At 72.3% G+C, this 20,901-nt stretch carries 12 protein-coding genes; 7 read left to right on the plus strand and 5 right to left on the minus strand.

The features are described 5' to 3' along the window. Positions 1-124 precede the first annotated feature (124 nt). Entirely contained in the window at positions 125-2,794 is a 2,670-nt protein-coding gene (glgP, locus tag ACIA8O_RS29190) for an alpha-glucan family phosphorylase (RefSeq protein WP_396296967.1), read from the minus strand. Between the two features lie 788 nt (positions 2,795-3,582). On the opposite strand from glgP, the gene ACIA8O_RS29195 reads away from it, so the two are divergent. From ACIA8O_RS29195 to glgB, 4 genes are all read left to right on the plus strand, one after another. After that, positions 3,583-5,538, plus strand: a complete 1,956-nt coding sequence (locus tag ACIA8O_RS29195; protein ID WP_396297186.1) for an alpha-1,4-glucan--maltose-1-phosphate maltosyltransferase — start codon at positions 3,583-3,585, stop codon at positions 5,536-5,538. Further along, positions 5,535-7,238 (plus strand): maltose alpha-D-glucosyltransferase, encoded by a 1,704-nt coding sequence (gene treS / locus ACIA8O_RS29200; RefSeq protein ID WP_396296968.1) that lies wholly within the window; start codon positions 5,535-5,537, stop codon positions 7,236-7,238. Before ACIA8O_RS29195 ends, treS begins: the two co-directional genes overlap by 4 nt. 237 nt (positions 7,239-7,475) lie before the next feature. Continuing rightward, positions 7,476-8,960 carry a maltokinase gene (locus tag ACIA8O_RS29205; protein WP_396296969.1) on the plus strand — a complete coding sequence of 495 codons (1,485 nt, stop codon included), beginning with the start codon at positions 7,476-7,478 and terminating at the stop codon, positions 8,958-8,960. An 83-nt stretch (positions 8,961-9,043) separates the two neighbouring features. Beyond that, entirely contained in the window at positions 9,044-11,557 is a 2,514-nt protein-coding gene (glgB, locus tag ACIA8O_RS29210; RefSeq protein WP_396296970.1) for a 1,4-alpha-glucan branching enzyme, read from the plus strand. Between the two features lie 46 nt (positions 11,558-11,603). Here glgB and ACIA8O_RS29215 read toward each other — a convergent pair whose 3' ends face one another. Continuing rightward, positions 11,604-12,596, minus strand: coding sequence for a peptidase inhibitor family I36 protein (locus ACIA8O_RS29215; protein ID WP_396296971.1), 993 nt, complete (start codon positions 12,594-12,596; stop codon positions 11,604-11,606). 193 nt (positions 12,597-12,789) lie between these two features. Here ACIA8O_RS29215 and pta point away from each other — a divergent pair, with 193 nt between their 5' ends. The 3 genes from pta (at position 12,790) to pyk (ending at position 17,661) form a co-directional block, all read left to right on the plus strand. Further along, positions 12,790-14,937, plus strand: a complete 2,148-nt coding sequence (pta, locus tag ACIA8O_RS29220; RefSeq protein WP_396296972.1) for a phosphate acetyltransferase — start codon at positions 12,790-12,792, stop codon at positions 14,935-14,937. Then, complete coding sequence (locus tag ACIA8O_RS29225) at positions 14,934-16,139, plus strand: acetate kinase (protein ID WP_396296973.1); 1,206 nt, start codon at positions 14,934-14,936, stop codon at positions 16,137-16,139. Before pta ends, ACIA8O_RS29225 begins: the two co-directional genes overlap by 4 nt. 97 nt (positions 16,140-16,236) lie before the next feature. Then, a complete protein-coding gene (gene pyk / locus ACIA8O_RS29230; RefSeq protein WP_396296974.1) occupies positions 16,237-17,661 on the plus strand; it encodes a pyruvate kinase in 1,425 nt (474 codons plus the stop codon). Positions 17,662-17,721: 60 nt separating this feature from the next. Here pyk and ACIA8O_RS29235 read toward each other — a convergent pair whose 3' ends face one another. The 3 genes from ACIA8O_RS29235 to ACIA8O_RS29245 form a co-directional block, all read right to left on the minus strand. Continuing rightward, positions 17,722-18,963, minus strand: coding sequence for a hypothetical protein (locus ACIA8O_RS29235; RefSeq protein WP_396296975.1), 1,242 nt, complete (start codon positions 18,961-18,963; stop codon positions 17,722-17,724). Further along, positions 18,960-19,550 carry a DUF6114 domain-containing protein gene (locus ACIA8O_RS29240; RefSeq protein WP_396296976.1) on the minus strand — a complete coding sequence of 197 codons (591 nt, stop codon included), beginning with the start codon at positions 19,548-19,550 and terminating at the stop codon, positions 18,960-18,962. The genes ACIA8O_RS29235 and ACIA8O_RS29240 overlap by 4 nt, the downstream gene beginning before the upstream one ends. 299 nt (positions 19,551-19,849) lie before the next feature. Beyond that, complete coding sequence (locus tag ACIA8O_RS29245) at positions 19,850-20,566, minus strand: DUF6230 family protein (protein ID WP_396296977.1); 717 nt, start codon at positions 20,564-20,566, stop codon at positions 19,850-19,852. Positions 20,567-20,901 lie beyond the last annotated feature (335 nt).

The following is a 20,901-nucleotide window of genomic DNA, read 5'->3' on the forward strand; positions in this document are numbered from 1 at the left end:
AAGGCAGCACCTGCAACCGGCTGACGGTGGTTCAGTTGCCGGTGAGCCGCCTTCCGACTCGCGCAGTTCCTCGCGCCCCTGGGTCGCTGCCCTGCCGAAGGCTCAGCACAGGCTCAGCACAGGCTCAGCGAAGCACTCCCGTGTCCATCCCCGCGGTCTCCGCCGGGAGTGCCACCAGGCCCAGTTCGGCCGGGGAGGCGAGCAGGCGGTGGGACGGGAGGACCCGGACGGTGTAGCCGAAGGGGCCGGTGCGGGAGAGTTCGAGGGTGCCCTCGTAGCGGTGGCGGCCGTCGAGGTCGGGGCCTCCGGTGGGCTTGAGGGCGAGGGTGACGGCGTCGGAGATGCCGTCGGTCTCGTCCACCCGGCCGGAGACGACCTGGACCTCCACGTCGGCGGCCTCCAGGGTGCCGAGCGCCACCTGGACCCGCACGGTCAGCGCCGAGCCCAGCTCCTGCGCCTCGGCCGAGCCCTCGGCCTCCACGTGCTCGACCCGGACCGCGGGCCAGGCCTCCCGGACGGCGGCCTTCCAGTCGGCCAGCTCCCGGGCGCCCAGGTGCCCGCCGGCGGCCAGCTCGCGCTGGGCCTCGGCGGCCGGGGCGTACAGCCGCTCGACGTACTCCCGGACCATCCGGCCGGCCAGCACCTTGGGCCCGAGGGTGACCAGGGTGTGCCGGACCATGGCGATCCAGCGGTGCGGCAGCCCGTCCGCGCCCCGGTCGTAGAACCGGGCCGCGACCCGGTGCTCGATCAGGTCGTAGAGGGCGGCCGACTCCAGGTCGTCCCGCCGCTCGGCCTCCGGGCTCTCCGGGTCGAGGGTGGCCGAGGCGCCGTCGGCGGTGGGGATCGCCCAGCCGTTCTCGCCGTCGTACCACTCGTCCCACCAGCCGTCCAGGATGGAGAGGTTGAGGCAGCCGTTGAGGGCGGCCTTCATCCCGGAGGTGCCGCAGGCCTCCAGCGGGCGGAGCGGGTTGTTCAGCCAGACGTCGCAGCCCGGGTAGAGGTGCCGGGCCATCGCCATGTCGTAGTCGGGCAGGAAGACGATCCGGTGCCGCACCTGCGGGTCGTCGGCGAAGGCCACCAGCTGCTGGATCAGCCGCTTGCCGCCCTCGTCGGCCGGGTGGGCCTTGCCGGCCACCACGATCTGCACCGGGGTGGTCGGGTGCAGCAGCAGCGAACGCAGCCGCTCCGGGTCCCGCAGCATCAGGGTGAGCCGCTTGTAGGAGGGCACCCGGCGGGCGAAGCCGATGGTCAGCACGGACGGGTCGAGCACGCTGTCGACCCAGCCCAACTCGGCCTCCCCGGCGCCGCGCTGGCGCCAGGAGGCGCGCAGCCGGAGCCGGGCCTCCTCGACCAGCTGGGTGCGCAGGGTGCGGCGCAGCTCCCAGACCTCGGTGTTGCCGATCCGCTCCAGGCCGGTCCAGCGGCGGGCCTCGCCGGTGGCCATGGCCTCCTCGATCCGCTCCTGGCCGAGCTCACCGGCGGCGAGCCGGACCACCGCCGGGTCGATCCAGGTGGGGGCGTGGACCCCGTTGGTGACCGAGGTGATCGGCACCTCGGTGGCGTCGAATCCCGGCCAGAGTCCGTTGAACATGCCGCGGCTGACCTCGCCGTGCAGGGTGGACACCCCGTTGGCCCGCTGGGCCAGGCGCAGGCCCATGGCGGCCATGTTGAAGAGCTTGGGGTCGCCGCCGAGCCAGCTCTCCACGCCGAGCGCCAGCACCTGCTCCGCCGGGACGCCGGGGAGCGCGGCGTCGCCGCTGAAGTGACGGGCCACCAGCTCCCGGTCGAAGCGGTCGATCCCGGCCGGGACGGGCGTGTGGGTGGTGAAGAGGGTCCCGGCGCGGACCGCCTCCAGGGCCGCCGAGAAGCCCAACCGCTCGGGTCCGTTGACCAGTTCGCGGATGCGTTCGACACCGAGGAAGCCCGCGTGGCCCTCGTTGCTGTGGAACACCTCGGGCGCCGGGTGCCCGGTGAGCCGGCAGTACGTCCGGACCGCCCGGACGCCGCCGATGCCCAGCAGCATCTCCTGGAGCAGCCGGTGCTCGCTGCCGCCGCCGTAGAGGCGGTCGGTGACCTCGCGCTCGGCGGCGGTGTTGCACTCGATGTCGGAGTCGAGCAGCAGCAGCGGCACCCGGCCGACCTGGGCCTTCCAGATCTGCGCGGTGAGGCTGCGGCCCGCGGGGAGCGCGAGCTCGACCCGGCAGGGGGTGCCGTCGGGCTCGCGGAGCAGGCTGACGGCCAGCTCGTCCGGGTCCAGCAGGGGGTAGCGCTCCTGCTGCCAGCCCTCGCGGGAGAGCGACTGGCGGAAGTAGCCGTGCCGGTAGAACAGGCCGACGCCGATCACCGGGACGCCCAGGTCGCTGGCGGCCTTGAGGTGGTCCCCGGCCAGGATGCCGAGGCCGCCGGAGTACTGCGGGAGCGCGGCGGCGATGCCGTACTCCGGGGAGAAGTAGGCGATCGCGGCGGGCAGCGCGCCGGCGCCGTCCCCGGCGGCCGGGGCGGACTGGTACCAGCGCGGTCCGGTCAGGTAGTCGCGGAGCTCGTCGGAGAGGTCGTTCAGCCGGCGTAGGAAGCGCCGGTCTGCGGCCAGTGCGGCCAGCCGCTCGGACGGCACCTCGCCGAGCAGCCGCACGGGGTCCTCACCGACCGCCGCCCAGACCTCCGGATCGACGGAGCGGAAGAGCTCCCTCGTCTCCGGGTGCCAGGACCAGCGGAGGTTGAGCGCGAGCTCGTGCAGCGGCTGGAGTTGTTCGGGCAGGACGGTGCGCACGGTGAATCTGCGGATTGCCTTCACGGCGTGCAGCCTAGACCCGGAGCGCGAGTTGAAGGTCCGTCAACTGTCGTATTGGGCACCCGGATGGACCATTGATGAGATCGCAACGGGCGCATTCGGCGGCATGGGGGCGCACGGGGGCGCATTCAATTCCGCGCCCGCCCCGGGGGCACGTGAACACTCCGCAACGCGCGCGTTTCCGCTGGCCGATTCACCCCTGCATACCGTCCGAAATCACCCGCTTACCCATCCGTAGGTCTTGCCGAGGGTGCCAGGATGGACAAAAGTCGGAGCTGCGGCGGGGAGTGCGATCCGGGTGGCGCCTCCTCCGTCTGCTTCACGTCCGGAAACCCTCCTTGCGACGATCTTTCAATTTCCTTAGCCCATTCGGTCTGTGTGCTCGTGATCAGGCGTGTCCTCGTACACCTGCCCGTCGTTCTCGGTTGGGTTGGGTCGCACGGGAGCGCGCCCGATGCGACGCGCGCCGGGACGCGCGCGGGCAGGTCTCCGGAGCAGGTCCTCTCTCACCCACGCAGTCCCCCCTCGGGCAGGAGTCAGGCATGCACGGTGACACGCGGGATCAACCGACTCACGGCGCGGCGGCCCTCGAACCGCCGTCGGAACCGGATCTCCCCGCCCCTCGGGCGGCCCGGAAGACCACCACCCCGCGCAAGAGCACCACCCCGCGCAAGACCACCACCACGAAGACCGGCACCACGAAGTCGACAGCCACGAAGACCGGCACCGCCGCCAAGAAGACCGCCACCCCTCGGAAGACCACCACCCGCAAGACGACAGAGAGCCCCACCGTGATCGGCCGCATCCCCGTCCTGGACATCTCCCCCCAGATCGACGCCGGGCGCCGCCCGGCCAAGGCGGTGGTGGGCGAACGGTTCCAGGTGACCGCCACCGTCTTCCGCGAGGGCCACGAGGCGGTCAACGCCAACGTGGTGCTCCGCGACCCGCGCGGCCGCAGCGCCCCGTGGACCCCGATGACGGAGCTCGCACCGGGCACCGACCGCTGGGGCGCGTACGTCACCCCGACCGCCCCCGGCCGCTGGTCCTACCTGGTGGAGGCCTGGGGCGACCCGGTGGCCCACTGGCGGAAGACCGCCGCGATCAAGCTCCCGGCCGGGATCGACACCGCGCTGGTGCTGGAGGAGGGCGCCGCCCTGCTGGAGCGGGCCGCCGCCGGCGTCCCCAAGAAGGAGGGCCGGGCGCACGTGCTGGCCGCCGCCGACGCCCTGCGCGACACCGAACTCCCCCCGCTCTCCCGGCTGGCCGCGGCCTTGGCCCCCGAGGTCACCACCCTGCTGGCGCGCTACCCGCTGCGCGAACTGATCAGCTCCACCCGGCCGTTGCCGCTCCAGGTGGACCGGCAGCGGGCGCTCTACGGGTCCTGGTACGAGTTCTTCCCCCGCTCCGAGGGCGCCCTGGTCGACCCGGACGGCAACCACCCGCCGGTCTCCGGCACCTTCCGCACCGCCGCCGAACGGCTCCCGGCGGTGGCCGCGATGGGCTTCGACGTGCTCTACCTGCCACCGGTCCACCCGATCGGCCGGGCCTACCGCAAGGGCCCCGACAACTCCCTGACGGCAGGCCGGCACGACGTCGGCTCCCCCTGGGCGATCGGCTCCCCCGAGGGCGGTCACGACGCCGTCCACCCCGACCTCGGCACCATCGAGGACTTCGACTTCTTCGTCGCCGAGGCCACCGCGCTCGGCATCGAGGTCGCCCTGGACTTCGCCCTCCAGTGCTCCCCGGACCACCCCTGGGTCAACAAGCACCCCGAGTGGTTCAGCCACCGCGCCGACGGCACCATCGCCCACGCCGAGAACCCGCCGAAGAAGTACCAGGACATCTACCCGATCGCCTTCGACCAGGACTTCGACGGCCTGGTCAAGGAGACCCTGCGGGTCCTGCGGCACTGGATGGCGCACGGCGTGCGGATCTTCCGGGTCGACAACCCGCACACCAAGCCGGTGCTGTTCTGGGAGAAGGTGCTCGGCGACATCGCCCGCACCGACCCCGACGTGGTCTTCCTGGCCGAGGCCTTCACCCGCCCGGCGATGATGCACACCCTGGGGAAGGTCGGCTTCCACCAGTCCTACACCTACTTCACCTGGCGCGAGACCAAGGACGAACTCACCGAGTACCTCACCGAACTGACGGGTGAGGCCGCCTCCTACATGCGCCCCAACTTCTTCGCCAACACCCCGGACATCCTGCCCGGCCACCTCCAGGAGGGCGGCCCCGCCGCCTTCGCCCTGCGCGCCGTGCTGGCCGCCACCCTCGCCCCGAGCTGGGGCATCTACGCGGGCTTCGAGCACTACGAGGACCAGCCCGCCAAGCCCGGCTCCGAGGAGTACGCGAGCTCCGAGAAGTACGAGCTGCGCCCGCGCGACTGGTCCCGCACCGACACCCTGGCCCCGCTGATCACCACCCTCAACCGCCTGAGGCGCCGTCACCCCGCGCTCCAGCAACTGCGCGACCTCACCTTCCACCCCACCGACAACGACCACCTGATCGCCTACTCGAAGACCGCCACCACCGAGGACGGCCTCACCGACCACGTGCTCACCGTGGTCAACCTCGACCCGCACCACCCCCAGGAAGCCACCGTCACCCTCCCCTGGGACGGCCCCCTCGCCGTCCACGACGAACTGACCGGAGCCTCCTGGACCTGGCACCGCCACAACTACGTCCGGCTCGACCCCACCACCGGGCCGGCCCACCTCCTCACGGTTCGGAGGAACCCTCAGTGACAGTGAACGATCCCGTGCCCGACACCTTCGCCGAGACCTCGCCGGGGGACCGCGACCCGGAGTGGTTCAAGCGGGCGGTGTTCTACGAGGTCCTGGTGCGCTCGTTCCAGGACAGCAACGGGGACGGGGTGGGCGATCTCAAGGGCCTCACCTCGAAGCTGGACTACCTGCAGTGGCTCGGCGTGGACTGCCTCTGGCTGCCGCCGTTCTTCGCCTCGCCGCTCAGGGACGGCGGGTACGACGTGGCGGACTACAAGTCGGTGCTGCCGGAGTTCGGCGACCTGGCCGACTTCGTGGAGTTCGTGGACGCGGCGCACAAGCGCGGCATGCGGGTGATCATCGACTTCGTGATGAACCACACCAGCGACCAGCACCCGTGGTTCCAGGAGTCCCGCCGCGACCCGGACGGGCCGTACGGCGACTTCTACATGTGGGCCGACGACGACAAGCAGTACCCGGACGCCCGGATCATCTTCGTCGACACCGAGACCTCGAACTGGACCTACGACCCGGTCCGCAAGCAGTACTTCTGGCACCGCTTCTTCTCGCACCAGCCGGACCTGAACTACGACAACCCCCGGGTCCAGGAGGAGATGATCGCGGGGCTGCGGTTCTGGCTGGACCTCGGGATCGACGGCTTCCGGCTGGACGCGGTGCCGTACCTGTTCGCCCGCGAGGGCACCAACTGCGAGAACCTCCCGGAGACCCACGAGTTCCTGCGCCGGGTCCGCAAGGAGATCGACGCGGACTACCCGGACACCGTGCTGCTGGCCGAGGCCAACCAGTGGCCGGAGGACGTGGTCGACTACTTCGGCGACTTCTCCTCCGGCGGCGACGAGTGCCACATGGCGTTCCACTTCCCGGTGATGCCGCGGATCTTCATGGCGGTCCGCCGGGAGTCCCGCTACCCGGTCTCGGAGATCCTGGCCAAGACCCCGACCATCCCCGGCAACTGCCAGTGGGGGATCTTCCTGCGCAACCACGACGAGCTGACCCTGGAGATGGTCACCGACGAGGAGCGCGACTACATGTACGCGGAGTACGCCAAGGACCCGCGGATGCGGGCCAACGTGGGCATCCGCCGCCGGCTCTCCCCGCTGCTGGAGAACGACCGGAACCAGGTCGAGCTGTTCACCGCCCTGCTGCTCTCGCTGCCCGGCTCGCCGGTCCTCTACTACGGGGACGAGATCGGCATGGGCGACAACATCTGGCTGGGCGACCGGGACGGCGTCCGGACCCCGATGCAGTGGACCCCGGACCGCAACGCGGGTTTCTCCTCGGCCGACCCGGGCAGGCTCAGTCTGCCGCCCATCATGGACCCGGTGTACGGCTATCAGGTGACCAACGTCGAGGCGCAGCAGAGCAGTTCGAGCTCGCTGCTGCACTGGACGCGTCGCATGATCGAGATCCGCAAGCTCAATCCGGCGTTCGGCCTCGGCAGCTACACCGAGCTGCCCTCCAGCAACCCCGCGGTGCTGGCCTTCGTGCGCGAGCACGAGGGCGACCTGGTCATGTGCGTGAACAACTTCTCGCGGTTCGCACAGCCGACCGAGTTGGACCTGCGGCGGTACGGGGGACGCTACCCGGTGGAGCTGATCGGCGGTGTGCGCTTCCCGTCCATCGGCGAGTGGCCGTACCTGCTGACCCTGGCCGGGCACGGCTTCTACTGGTTCCAGCTGCGCAACCCTCGCAAGCAGTGAAGTAACGATCAGTCAGATCACCCGCCACAGGCCCCGGGGGCGCGAAGCACGATCTCGCGCCCCCGGGCTCCGCTCTGCACCACCGCGTACGGAGAACAGCCCAACGGCCACCCACACTATGGCGTGACACCCGAGCCCGGCTCGCGTGCCGTCGCCGCCGCGCCGCCGAAATCCGGAAGACTGACGGACCCGGCCAGACCCGTCGGGCAGTCGGCCCGCTTCCGGGGAAAGGGAGTCATGTCCGAAACCTCCCGTTCTCAGGCCCACCTGCACCAAGATCCGACCGGAGCGGCCGCCGCCCCGGTCGGAGCGCGGAGCACCGGGGTCCGGAGAACCGCTGTCGGGGTCAGCGAGCTGGTCCAGTCCGCCCTGCCGCTGATCGCGGCCTGGCTGCCGGGCCAGCGCTGGTACGCGGGCAAGGGGCGCGCGATCACCGGGCTGACACCCCTGGTCGGCACCCCGCTCCAGGTCGGTGACCCGGCCCTGCTGCACCTGCTGCTGCGGGTGGAGTACGCGGGCGACGACTCGCCCGGCGAGATCTACCAGCTGATGCTCGGCATCCGCTCCCAGCACTCCTCCGGCCTGCCGCCGACCGCGGTGCTGGGCCGGCTCTCCGGCGGCCAGCACGACGGCGCCGCGCTCTACGACGCGGTGCACGACCCGGAGCTGACGGGCCGTCTGCTGGAACACCTGGCCACCGGCGACCGGTTCGGCGCGCTCTCCTTCCGCCGTACCCCGGGCCCGGGCCTGCCCGCCCACCTGCCCGGCCGGGCCTCCACCGCCGAGCAGTCCAACAGCTCGGTGATCTACGGCACCGAGTTCATCCTCAAGCTGTTCCGCCGGATCAGCCCCGGCACCAACCCGGACCTGGAGCTCTCGCTCGCGCTCTCCCGGGCCGGCTCCACCCGGATCCCCCGGGTGGCCGCCTGGTTCGAGAGCCGGATGGAGGGGGCCGAACCGGCCACCCTCGGCCTGCTCCAGCGCTACCTGCCGGACGCCGAGGACGGCTGGGAGCTGGCCCTGGACCAGGTCGGCCGGCTCAAGGGCGACCCCTCCCCCGGCAACTTCGCGATCGAGGCGCACCGGCTCGGCCGGGCCACCGCCGAGGTGCACCGGGCGCTGGCCCGCTCCATGCCGGTGGCCCGGCTGGACCGCGCCCAGACCAGCCTGCTGGCGGCCGGGATGGCCGACCGGCTGGACCGGGCGGTCACCGCCGTCCCCGGCCTGGCCCGCTACCGCAGCGCCCTGCGGGCGGCCTTCCGCGCCCTGACGGCCGATCACCTGGACGGCCTGCCGGTCCAGCGCATCCACGGCGACCTGCACCTGGGCCAGGCGATGCGCACCCCGCACGGCTGGGTGCTGCTGGACTTCGAGGGCGAGCCGGCCAAGCCGCTGGCCGAGCGCAGACTGCCGCAGCCCGCGCTGCGCGACGTGGCCGCCATGCTGCGCTCCTTCGACTACGCCGCCGCCCACCTGCTGGCCGGCACCCCGGCCGACCCGGAGCTGGCCCACCTGGCCGCCGCCTGGGCCGGCCGCAACCGCACCGCGTACTGCGCGGGCTACACCGCCGGCGGCGGGATGGACCCGGGCTCGGCGCCCGAGCTGATGCGTGCGCTGGAGATCGACAAGGCGGTCTACGAGGTGGTCTACGAGGCCCGGCACCGGCCGAGCTGGCTCCCCATCCCGCTGGCCGCCATCAACCGCCTGTCCCTCACCGTCTGACGCCGCGTCCGCTTCCCGCGCCACCCCGACCCGCCCAGCCCCGCCCCGACGATCCGCCCGACCCCCCGCAGGAGGACCCCGCCGTGACCCCGCCCGGCCAGAAGCGCGACCGCAGCACACCCGTGCCCGCCACCTTCCTGCCCGAGCGGCCCGGCGATCCGGCCCACCGCCGCGTCAAGCCCCGCCCCGGGCGGACCCACCCGCCGGCCCCGCCCCGCCCCACCGCGGTCGCACCGGCCCCGTCCGCCGCCGACACCGACACCGCCCTCGACACCGACACCGCCCTCGACACCGACACCGACACCAGCACCGACACCGACCCCGGCACCGACAGCACCCCCGAGGCGGCCCCCGTCCCCGCCCCGGCACCCGTCACCGCCCGCCGCCCGGAGGCCGCGCTCCGGCTGCCCGAGGCCCCGCTGCCCCCCGGCGAGATCGACCGGCTGCTCTCCGGCGAGCACCACGACCCGCACTCCCTGCTCGGCGCCCACCTCACCGCCGAAGGCGTGACGATCCGGGTGCTGCGCCCGTTCGCCGAGCGCGTGGTGGTGCTCACCGGGCAGGGGCCGGTGGAGCTGACCCACCTCCAGCGCGGCCTGTTCACCGGCCTGCTGACGGGCCTTCCGGAGATCCCGGCGTACTCGCTCCGGGTCGGCTACCCGGGCGCCGAGCCGCTGGAGCAGCAGGACGGCTACCGACTCCCGCCCACCCTGGGCGAGTTGGACCTGCACCTGATCCAGGAGGGCCGGCACGAGCAGCTCTGGCGGGCGCTCGGCAGCCAGCTCCGCACGGTGGACGGGATCGCCGGCACCTCCTTCGCGGTCTGGGCCCCGAACGCCGCCGGCGTGCGGCTGATCGGCGACTTCAACCACTGGGACGGCACCGGCCACCCGATGCGCTCGCTCGGCTCCTCCGGGGTCTGGGAGCTCTTCGTGCCGGGCCTGGCCGAGGGCACCACGTACAAGTACGAGATCCATACCCGGCACGGCCAGGTGCTGGAGAAGGCCGACCCGATGGCCCGGGCCACCCAGGTGCCGCCGGCCACCGCCTCGGTGGTGACCGCTTCGGAGTACGTCTGGCAGGACGCCGAGTGGATGGCCCGCCGGGAGCGCACGGTGCACCACCGGGCCCCGATGTCGGTCTACGAGCTCCACCTGGCCTCCTGGCGGCCGGAGTTGACCACCTACCGCGAGCTGGCCGCCGAGCTCCCCGGCTACCTGAAGGACCTGGGCTTCACCCACGTGGAGTTCATGCCGGTGATGGAGCACCCCTTCGGCGGCTCCTGGGGCTACCAGGTGACCGGCTTCTACGCGCCGACCTCCCGGCTCGGCTCCCCCGACGACTTCCGCTTCCTGGTGGACGAGCTGCACCGGCACGGCATCGGCGTGATCGTCGACTGGGTGCCCGCGCACTTCCCCAAGGACGCCTTCGCGCTGGCCCGCTTCGACGGCGAGCCGCTCTACGAGCCGGCCGACCCGCTGCGCGCCGAGCACCCGGACTGGGGCACCCTGGAGTTCGACTACGCCCGCACCGAGGTGCGCAACTTCCTGGTGGCCAACGCGGTCTACTGGTGCGAGGAGTTCCACGTCGACGGCCTGCGGGTGGACGCGGTGGCCTCGATGCTCTACCTGGACTACTCCCGCGAGGGCGGGGCCTGGACCCCGAACCAGTACGGCGGCCGGGAGAACCTGGACGCCGTCGCCTTCCTCCAGGAGATGAACGCCACCGTCTACCGGCGCTGCCCCGGCGTGGTCACCATCGCCGAGGAGTCCACCGCCTGGGACGGCGTCACCCGGCCCACCGACACCGGCGGCCTGGGCTTCGGCCTGAAGTGGAACATGGGCTGGATGCACGACTCGCTGGTCTACATGTCCAAGGAGCCGGTGCACCGCAAGCACCACCACAACGAGATCACCTTCTCGCTGGTGTACGCCTGGTCGGAGAACTACGTGCTGCCGATCTCGCACGACGAGGTGGTGCACGGCAAGCACGCCCTGGTCTCCAAGATGCCCGGCGACTGGTGGCAGCAGCGGGCCAACCACCGGGCCTACCTCGGCTTCATGTGGGCCCACCCGGGCAAGCAACTCCTGTTCATGGGACAGGAGTTCGCCCAGGGTGCGGAGTGGGACCACGAGGACGGCCCGCAGTGGTGGGTGCTCGGCGAGGACTGGCCCGCGGCCGGTGACCACCTCGGTGTGCGCCGCCTGGTCGCCGACCTCAACCACACCTACCTGGCCTCCCCCGCCCTCTGGGAGCAGGACACCACCCCGGACGGCTTCCGCTGGCTGGACGGCGGAGCGGCGGAGGACAACCTGCTCTCCTTCGTCCGCTACGCGGCCGACGGCACCCCGCTGGTCGCGGTCTGCAACTTCTCCCCCGTGGTCCGCCACGGCCACCGGATCGGCCTCCCCCAGCTCCCCGGCCACGAGCAGCTCTGGGAGGAGGTGGTGAACACCGACGCCGAGCAGTACGGCGGCAGCGGCGTCGCCAACTCCCACCCCGTCAAGTCCGAGGCCACGCCCTGGAACGACCAGCCCCGCAGCGCCGAACTGGTGCTGCCCCCGCTGTCCACCCTCTGGCTCCGCCCGGCGGTCTGACCGTCCGTCACCCCGGGAGCACGCCTGCTCCCGGGGAGACCGGCCGCTACGGCAGCAGGTCGCCGCCGGGGGTGACGTACATCGCCGGGTCGACGGGCTGCCCCGGGCTCACCAGCTGGTCGCCGAAGCGGGTGTCGGTGACCGCCCGGCTCACCGTGGGCGCGGTCATGACCGGGTCGCAGAGGTTCGCCTCCAGCCAGGCCGCACCCTCCCCGATGCCTTGGCAGGAGGCACCGCCGGCGGGCACCGGGAGCCCGCCCCGGGCCTCGTTGCAGTGGACCTGGCCGTCGGCGTCGACCTGCACCTCGTAGCCGTCGTCGGTGTCGGCCGCCCCCAGGGCGCCCGCGGCCGGGGTCGGGGCGCCGTACTCGGGGGTGCACTCGACGACCTCCGACGGGTCCGTGCAGACGCCGCCCCGGGGCCGGCACCGAGCCCGGTCAGCACGACGGCCGTCAGGCCGAGGGTCGCGGTACGGCGGATCGTCAGCACTGGCTCGTCCCTCGACCTGCTGGTGGGAGCTGATGTTCCCGGCGTACGGCGTCTGCAGCGTGGCGTTGTCCCCGCTGAGCACCACGAACGTGCGGTTCGCCGTGCCGGGGAACTTCACCGCGTGGTCCGCGTCCGCGTAGAAGCAGACGTGCTGGGCGGTGTGGTCGAAGACCGAGGCCGCCTTGTCGTCCCAGTCGCCGTTGTACCGCGCGATCCCGGGGACGCCGGCGGAGGTCATGAAGCCCCGTCTGCCCTCGTCCTGGAACGGGCAGACGAAGCCCTGCGCGCAGCGCTCGTAGCCGGTGAAGCAGCCGGCCTTGGGCTTGGCGAGCTTGAACGACTCGGCCCGGTCGGCGAGCTGCTTGTCCGTCAGGTTCACCACGCCCGTCGAGCGGGGGCGGATCGCCTGGATCTCCCCGCCGTAGACGCAGAAGTACCCGGCCCGGCAGCTCTCCGGGACGAGCGCGGTGGCCCGTGACCCGGTGAGCACCGAGAACACCAGGCCGAGCAGGCAGACGCCCGGGCCGGTGCGCAGGAGTGCCGTTCGCACGTGCAGTTCCCCCTTCAAGATCATGAAGCCGCCGGCCCCAGGGCCTGACCTCACGTCAGGGCCCTGCGACCCGGTGCCCGGTGACCTTGGTCCCTTGCCTCCGACGGGCGTCCGCGCATGCGGACACCCGCCTGCGGTGCGACTGTATGGTCAATATGACCGGACCCCAGCCGACCTGAACAGGAGCCACCAGGTGGCGCGCAGCGTGTACGTGACCGGGATCGACCGGGGGGACGGCCGGCAGGCGGTCGAGCTCGGGGTCATGGAACTGCTCACCCGTCAGGTGGACCGGGTCGGGGTCTTCCGTCCGCTGGTCCACGCGAGCGCGCCGGGCGAGTCCGGCGCGGACCACGTGGTGGAGCTGCTGCGCGACCGGTACCGGCTGGACCTGCCGACCAACGAGCTCTACGGCCTGACCTACGAGGAGGCCGCCGCACTGCAGGCCGCCCAGGGGCAGGACGAGCTGGTCTCCACCCTGGTGGGGCGGTTCCACGCACTGGAGCGCCGCTGCCAGGCCGTCCTGGTGCTGGGCACCGACTTCGCGGACACCAACATCCCGGACGAGCTGGCCTTCAACGCCCGCCTCGCCAACGAGTTCGGCGCCTGGGTGCTCCCGGTGGTCGGCGGCCACGACGAGGACCCGACCGCCGTCGTCGCCGAGGTGCGCAACGCCCACCGGGCCTACCGCGACCTGGGCTGCTCGGTGCTGGCGATGATCGCCAACCGGGTCGCCCCCGGCGCCAAGCAGCAGATCCAGCGGGTGCTGGCCGAGAAGCTCCCCGTGCCGTCCTACGTGCTCCCGGAGGAGCCCGCCCTCGCGGCCCCCACGGTGGCCCAGCTGGTCGAGGCGACCGGCGCCGAGGTGCTGCTCGGCGACGCGGCCGGGCTGGCCCGGGACGTGCGGGGCTTCGTCTTCGGCGGCGCCATGCTGCCGACCTTCCTGAACGCGCTGACCGACGGGGCCCTGGTGGTCACCCCCGGGGACCGGGCCGACCTGGTGATCGGCTCGCTGGCCGCCCACGCGGCCGGCGCCCCGCCGATCGCCGGCGTGCTGCTGACGCTCGGTCAGCACCCCGGCCCGAACGTGATGGCGCTGGCCGGCCGGCTGGCCCCCGGCACCCCCGTCGCCGTGGTCCCCGAGGGCAGCTGGCTGACCGCCGCCGCCCTCACCCACCTGGAGGGCCGGATCGGCCCGGCCAGCCCGCGGAAGGCCGAGATCGCCCTCGGGCTCTTCGAACTCCACGTGGACACCGCCGAGTTGACCAAGCGGATCGAGCTCGGCAAGTCCGATCGGGTCACCCCGATGATGTTCGAGCACGAGCTGCTGGAGCGGGCCCGCGGCGACCGCCGGCACGTGGTGCTCCCCGAGGGCACCGAGGAGCGGGTGCTGCGCGCCGCCGAGGTGCTGTTGCGCCGCAACATCTGCGACCTCACCCTGCTCGGCCCGCCGGACGAGGTGCGCCGCAAGGCCGCCGCGCTGGGCATCGCCGTCCCCGCCGAGGACCTGGACCGGGGCGACGGCGCCCGGCTGCGGATCGTCGACCCGGCCACCAGCCCGCTGCGCCAGCAGTTCGCCGAGCTCTACGCCAAGCTGCGCGCGCACAAGGGGATGACCGTCGAGCTGGCCCTGGACGTGGTCACCGACGTCTCCTACTTCGGCACCCTGATGGTCCAGGAGGGCATCGCCGACGGCATGGTCTCCGGCGCGGTGCACTCCACCGCCGCCACCATCCGCCCGGCCTTCGAGGTGATCAAGACCTCGCCCGGCGCCGCGATCGTCTCCTCGGTCTTCTTCATGTGCCTGGCCGACAAGGTGCTGGTCTACGGCGACTGCGCGGTCAACCCCGACCCGGACGCCCAGCAGCTGGCCGACATCGCGATCCAGTCGGCCGAGACCGCCGCCCAGTTCGGGGTGGAGCCCCGGGTCGCGATGCTCTCCTACTCCACCGGCACCTCCGGCTCCGGCGTGGACGTGGACAAGGTCCGCAAGGCCACCGAGCTGGTCCGCGAGCTGCGCCCGGACATCCTGGTCGAGGGCCCGATCCAGTACGACGCGGCGGTGGACTCCAACGTGGCCGCCACCAAGCTGCCCGGCTCGGAGGTGGCCGGCCGGGCCACCGTGCTGGTCTTCCCCGACCTCAACACCGGCAACAACACCTACAAGGCCGTGCAGCGCTCGGCCGGGGCCGTGGCCGTCGGCCCGGTCCTCCAGGGCCTGCGCAAGCCGGTCAACGACCTGTCCCGGGGGGCGCTGGTCCAGGACATCGTGAACACCGTCGCCATCACCGCCATCCAGGCCCAGGGCCAGGGACCGGCGCAGAGCCAAGGAGCCGCCTCGTGACCGGAGCCACCCGGGTACTCGTCCTCAACGCCGGGTCCTCCTCGGTCAAGTACCAGCTGATCGACATGGTGGACGGCTCCCGGCTCGCCTCCGGCCTGGTCGAGCGGATCGGCGAGAGCGGCGGCCGGCTGGTGCACGCCCCGCACGGCCGGGAGAAGCGCGAGGTCTCGGCGCTGTTCGCCGACCACGCCGCCGCGCTCAAGGCCGTTGCCGAGGAGCTCACCGCCGACGGCCTCGGCCTGGACTCCCCCGAGCTGGCCGCGATCGGCCACCGGGTGGTGCACGGCGGGCTGCGGTTCACCGAGCCGACCCTGGTCACCGAGGAGGTGCTGGCCGAGATCCGCCGGCTGATCCCGGTCGCCCCGCTGCACAACCCCGCCAACATCACCGGCGTCGAGGTGGCCCGGGCGCTGCGCCCCGACCTCCCGCAGGTCGCGGTCTTCGACACCGCCTTCCACGCCACCATGCCGGAGTACGCGGCCCGCTACGCGATCGACCGGCGGACCGCGGACGAGCACCGGGTGCGCCGCTACGGCTTCCACGGCACCTCGCACCAGTACGTCTCCCGGGCCACCGCCCGGCTGCTCGGCAAGGACCCGGCCGAGGTCAACGTGATCGTGCTGCACCTGGGCAACGGCGGCTCGGTCTCGGCCGTCTCCGGCGGGGTCTGCGTGGACACCTCGATGGGCCTGACCCCGCTGGAGGGCCTGGTGATGGGCACTCGTTCGGGTGACATCGACCCGGGCGTGGTCTTCCACCTGCACCGGGTGGGCGGCCTGAGCATCGACCAGATCGACGAGCTGCTGAACCGCCGCTCCGGCCTGCTCGGCCTGTGCGGGGACAACGACATGCGCGAGGTGATGCGCCGCGCGGACGAGGGCGACGCCGAGGCGAAGCTGGCCTTCGACGCGTACGTGCACCGGCTGCGCAAGTACCTGGGCGGCTACTACGCCGTGCTCGGCCGGGTGGACGCGGTGGCCTTCACCGCCGGGGTGGGCGAGAACGCCGCGCCCGTCCGGGCGGCCGCCTGCGCCGGCCTGGAGGAGCTCGGCATCGCGGTGGACCCGGAGCTGAACGCGGTCCGCTCCGGCGAGGCCCGGGTGATCTCGCCCGAGTACTCGCGGGTCACGGTGGCGGTGGTGCCGACCGACGAGGAGCTGGAAATCGCCAGGCAGTCCTTCGCTCTGGTACACCAAACCTGACGAACCATCAGCGTCCCACCCCTCGGGACAGTTCGTTGACGATTCCTCAGCTTTCGGGCCGAATGCACCGATAACACGAACGGATAGACTGACCGATATGCGCCGAGCGAAAATTGTCTGCACCCTGGGTCCGGCCACGGACTCCTACGAACAGCTGAAGGCCATCGTCGAAGCGGGCATGAACGTCGCCCGACTGAACATGAGCCACGGCTCCCACGCCGAGCACGAGGAGCGGTACCGCAAGGTCCGCCAGGTGTCCCAGGACACCGGCCGCACCATCGGTGTGCTGGCCGACCTCCAGGGCCCGAAGATCCGGCTGGCGACCTTCGCCAACGGCCCGGTCACGGTCGACAACGGTGACGAGTTCACCATCACCACCGAGGACGTGCCGGGCGACCAGCACATCTGCGGCACCACCTACAAGGGCCTGCCCGGCGACGTGAAGCCCGGCGACCCGGTCCTGATCAACGACGGCGTCATCGCCCTGGAGGTCGTCAGCGTCGACGGCCCGCGGGTGAAGACGGTGGTGGTCGAGGGCGGCGTGCTCTCGAACAACAAGGGGATCAACCTCCCCGGCGCGGCGGTCAACGTGCCGGCCCTGTCCGAGAAGGACAAGGAGGACCTGCGCTTCGCCCTGGAGCTCGGGGTCGACATGGTCGCGCTGTCCTTCGTGCGGAACGCGGCCGACATCGACGACGTGCACAAGGTCATGGACGAGGTCGGCATTCGTGTGCCGGTCATCGCCAAGATCGAGAAGCCGCAGGCGGTCGAGGCGATGGAGGAGATCGTCCTCGCCTTCGACGCCATCATGGTGGCCCGCGGCGACCTGGCGGTCGAGTACCCGCTGGAGAAGGTGCCGCTGGTCCAGAAGCAGCTGATCACCCTGGCCCGCCGCAACGCCAAGCCGGTCATCGTCGCCACCCAGATGATGGAGTCGATGATCCACGCCTCGCGGCCCACCCGCGCCGAGGTCTCGGACGTCGCCAACGCCATCCTGGACGGCGCGGACGCGATCATGCTCTCCGCCGAGTCCAGCGTCGGCAAGTACCCGGTCGAGACGGTCAAGACCATGAGCCGGATCGCCGAGACGGCCGAGGAGGAGCTGCTCGCGCAGGGCCTCCAGCCGCTCAACCCGGGCCGCAAGCCGCGCACCCAGGGCGGCTCGATCGCCCGCGCCGCCTGCGAGCTGGGCGACTTCCTCAACGCCAAGGCGCTGGTCGCGTTCACCAAGTCCGGTGACACCGCCCGCCGCCTGTCGCGCTACCGCTCGCCGATCCCGGTGATCGCCTTCACCCCGGACGCCGCGACCCGCGCCCAGCTCTCGCTGAGCTGGGGCGTCGAGGCGTACGTCACCGAGCAGGTCGAGACCACCGACGCCATGGTCGCCCAGGTCGACCAGGAGCTGCTCGCCCTGAGCCGGCTGAACGAGGGCGACACCGTCATCGTCACCGCCGGCTCCCCGCCCGGCATCCCCGGCAACACCAACATGGTCCAGGTCCACCACCTGGGCACCCGCGCCTGACCCCGCGGGAACGCCGAACGGGCCGTCACCTCCTCGGAGGTGACGGCCCGTTCGTTTCCGCTAGTACGGCGTCTGGTCGTTGTAGAGCCGCATGCCGGGGATCTTCAGCGTGCCGCCGAACTGCCCGGCCTGCACGGCCTTGGCGTCCCTCAGCTTGAGGTCCAGCGGGATCGGGACGGTGCTGAGCATGTCCCAGAGCCAGCGCGGCAGGGTGTCCGGGGTGAGGGTGATCTCGCCCAGGTCGATCGGGATCGGCAGGCCGATCACCTCGGTGAGGTGGCCGGACAGGCTCTCCACGTACATGGTGATCGGGCCCTGGCGCATCGTCGAGGTGGTGCCCGGCCCGCCCTTCACGTGGAAGGTCCAGCCCGGTATCTCGATCGTCGACATGTCGAGGTTCTCGATGTCCACGCTGGCGGTGGTGAACTTGAGCACCCGCTTGGTGCCGGTCGGCGTCCGGACGTCGTAGACGCCGTTGAAGACCGAGCCGTGCAGGGCCAGCAGGGTGGAGCGCAGGGTCCAGTTCTGCTCCGGCACCACGTGGCCGGGGCCGGCCGCCAGGGCCTTCGCGGAGCTGGTGTCCACCGCGCAGTTGGGATCGGCCGAGGGACTGGCCGAAGCGCTCGGCTTGGCCTTGTCCGTGGCCTTCGCGGACGGGCTCGCCGACGCGGAGGCGGTGGCCGGGGCCGAGGCGGACGGCGCGGCGGACGGCTTCGCGGACGGGCTCTCGGCCGCCGGGCTGCCGGGGGCGCTCGGGGCGGTGCCCGCCGACTGGCTCGGCGTGGCCTGGGCCGCCTTCAGGGTCGGCGCCGGGGTCGGGGTCGGGGACTTCGGCGGGGTGAAGACACCCAGCAGGTCGTCGATGAGCCCGGCCTGGGAGACCTTCGCGGTGCTGTCGCTCCCCAGCGCCACCGCGTTGCTGACGGTCCGTCCGTCGCCGGTCAGACCCGCCGCGGTCGGCGAGGCGGACGGCGCCGACGGGCGCGCCGGAGCGGAGGACGCGCCGGAGGGCTTCGTGGCGGGCTTGGTGGAGGGCACCGCGCTGGGCAGGCCCGGGCCGGGGAGCGGGGTCAACTCGCTCTTCGGGACCGGGGTCTCCTCCAGGATGGTGTCCGGCGCGGTGGCCGCGCCGCAGGAGGTCTTGGGCTCGGCCTGCGCCAGGGTCGGGATCGCGCCCATCAGCAGCGCGGTCGGCACCGCGGCCAGCGCGAACGCCCGTCCGCGCAGCCGCCCGGTGCGGCGCGGCGCGGCGTGCCGGGGGCCGGGCACCTGGGCCGGGCCCGGCTCGACTGCGTCGGTCACCGCTGCTCCCCCTGCTCGGGCTGTGCGGCCTGCGGGGCCGGCGCCTCGGCGGCGCGCTGCTCGGGCAGCGCCTCGGTCTGTGCGGCCGGCTCGGCCTGCTCGGGGGCGGCCTGGAACTGCGCGGCCTGGTACCCGTCCGGCTGCTGTCCCTCGAACTCGGCCCCGATCACCGGCGGTTCGGCCTCGATCGGCGCCCAGGAGACCAGCAGGCCGCCGCCCACCAGGCCGAGCACCAGGCCCATCAGGAAGCCGCCGAAGTTGGCGATCGGGATCGAGACCAGGGCCAGGATGGTGGTGGCGACCCCGGCGAAGATGCGGACCGCGGGCTGGAACCACCCGGTGAGGCCGAGCGCGATCATCAGCAGGCCGATGACCATCGAGCCCGCCCCGGCCGTGGTGGCCATCTGGACCGTCATGCCGTTCAGGTTGAGGTGCGCGTACGGGAAGTACAGGATCGGCACCCCGGCGAGCATGGCCAGCAGGCCTCCCCAGAAGGGCCTGGTACGGCGCCAGTTGCGGAAGGCGAGCCGCACCCGGGTGAAGGTGCTCCCGTTCTCGGGCCACGACTGGGCAGTTGCGCTGGACACGATGCAACTCCTCGGTGCTGTCTACGAGGTGGGTGGAGCGGAGTGGTGCGGCCGGGGGCCGCGGGGGGCCGCCCCCCCCCCGGCGCCGGGCGCTTGGGCTGGATGATGATCGGGACGGGTATCACGGTGGTGTGCTGGCCGGTGGTGGACNNNNCCGGGGGGGGGGGGGGGGCCCCCCCCCCCCCGGGGGGGGGGGGGGGTGGGGGGGGGGGGGGGGGGGGGGGGGGGGGGGGGGGGGGGGCCCCCCCCCCCCCCGGCCGGGTGGGACCGTGGTACTGCTGGGTCCGAACCGGTTCTACTTACTGCTGGGCCGCGTTCGGGTCCAGCACGGAGCCCGGCTTCGGGTCCTCGTAGAAGCACTCCTTGCCCTTGCCGTTGCTGCCCAGGAACAGGTCGAGCGACAGGCCGCGAAGCTTGAAGGTGCCGGCCGAGGTGGCGTAGGCGGTCTGCTTCACGTTGGTGAGCTTGGCGGTCTTGGCGGCCTGCGAGAAGCCGATCGGGCCGCTGGGCTTGCCGGTGCCGAGCGCGCTCTTCCAGTCCTTGGTGGCGGTGCCGTCGAGGGTGGAGGCGTCCTGGCCGATGTTGATGTTCCCGAACTCCGCGTCACCACGCAGGCTGTCCAGGTCGATCAGCAGGTTCTGGGCCTCGACCTGACGGCTCGCGTCGTCACTGTTGCCGGCCTCCAGACGCATGGTGACGTCCGGCAGCGGCAGACCGAGGAGCTTCGGGCTGGTGACGACCGACTGGCACATGTTCTTCAGGCGGGCCGTGTCGAACGCCGAGATGGCGACCGGGTGGACCTTGCCGTTGACCTCGGCGTCGAAGGAGCCGAACTGGGCGAACTTCTCACCGTTCAGCTCGTCGACGGTCACCTTGAAGCGCTGCCCGGAGACGGCGAACGAGGCCGCGAGGGCGCTGTTGGCGATGCCCACGCCGATGGCGGCGGTGGCGGCGATGCTGGGGACCATCACGAGCGCGAAGCGCTTCCAGCGGGTCTTGCCGTGAGTCTGGGACATGCGTGTCCTCCTTCTGGGACGCACATCTCCTGGCAGCGCCGGGCCACCCGTGCCCGGTGCCGACCTGGGATGGGAGAGAGCTGCGTCCTCGGTAGCGGCGACAACCAACGACCGCACGGGGCGTGCAGCCGAAGAAGGACAGGAACCGCGCGTGGGATCTGCGGATACCCCCCTGCCCTCCGACCACCGGTGGGGACCGGCGGCGGCCCGGCGGGGACCTCTGGAGAGAGGACCGGGCGTCGCCGATCGTGCTTGAATCCCAGGCGAAGTACAAGAGGTGCGTTACTGACGGGTAATCCAACATCGGCACCCGTTGATCATGGAATCCAAGGCGC

This window comes from Kitasatospora sp. NPDC051853 (assembly GCF_044452665.1).
Taxonomy (GTDB): domain Bacteria; phylum Actinomycetota; class Actinomycetes; order Streptomycetales; family Streptomycetaceae; genus Kitasatospora.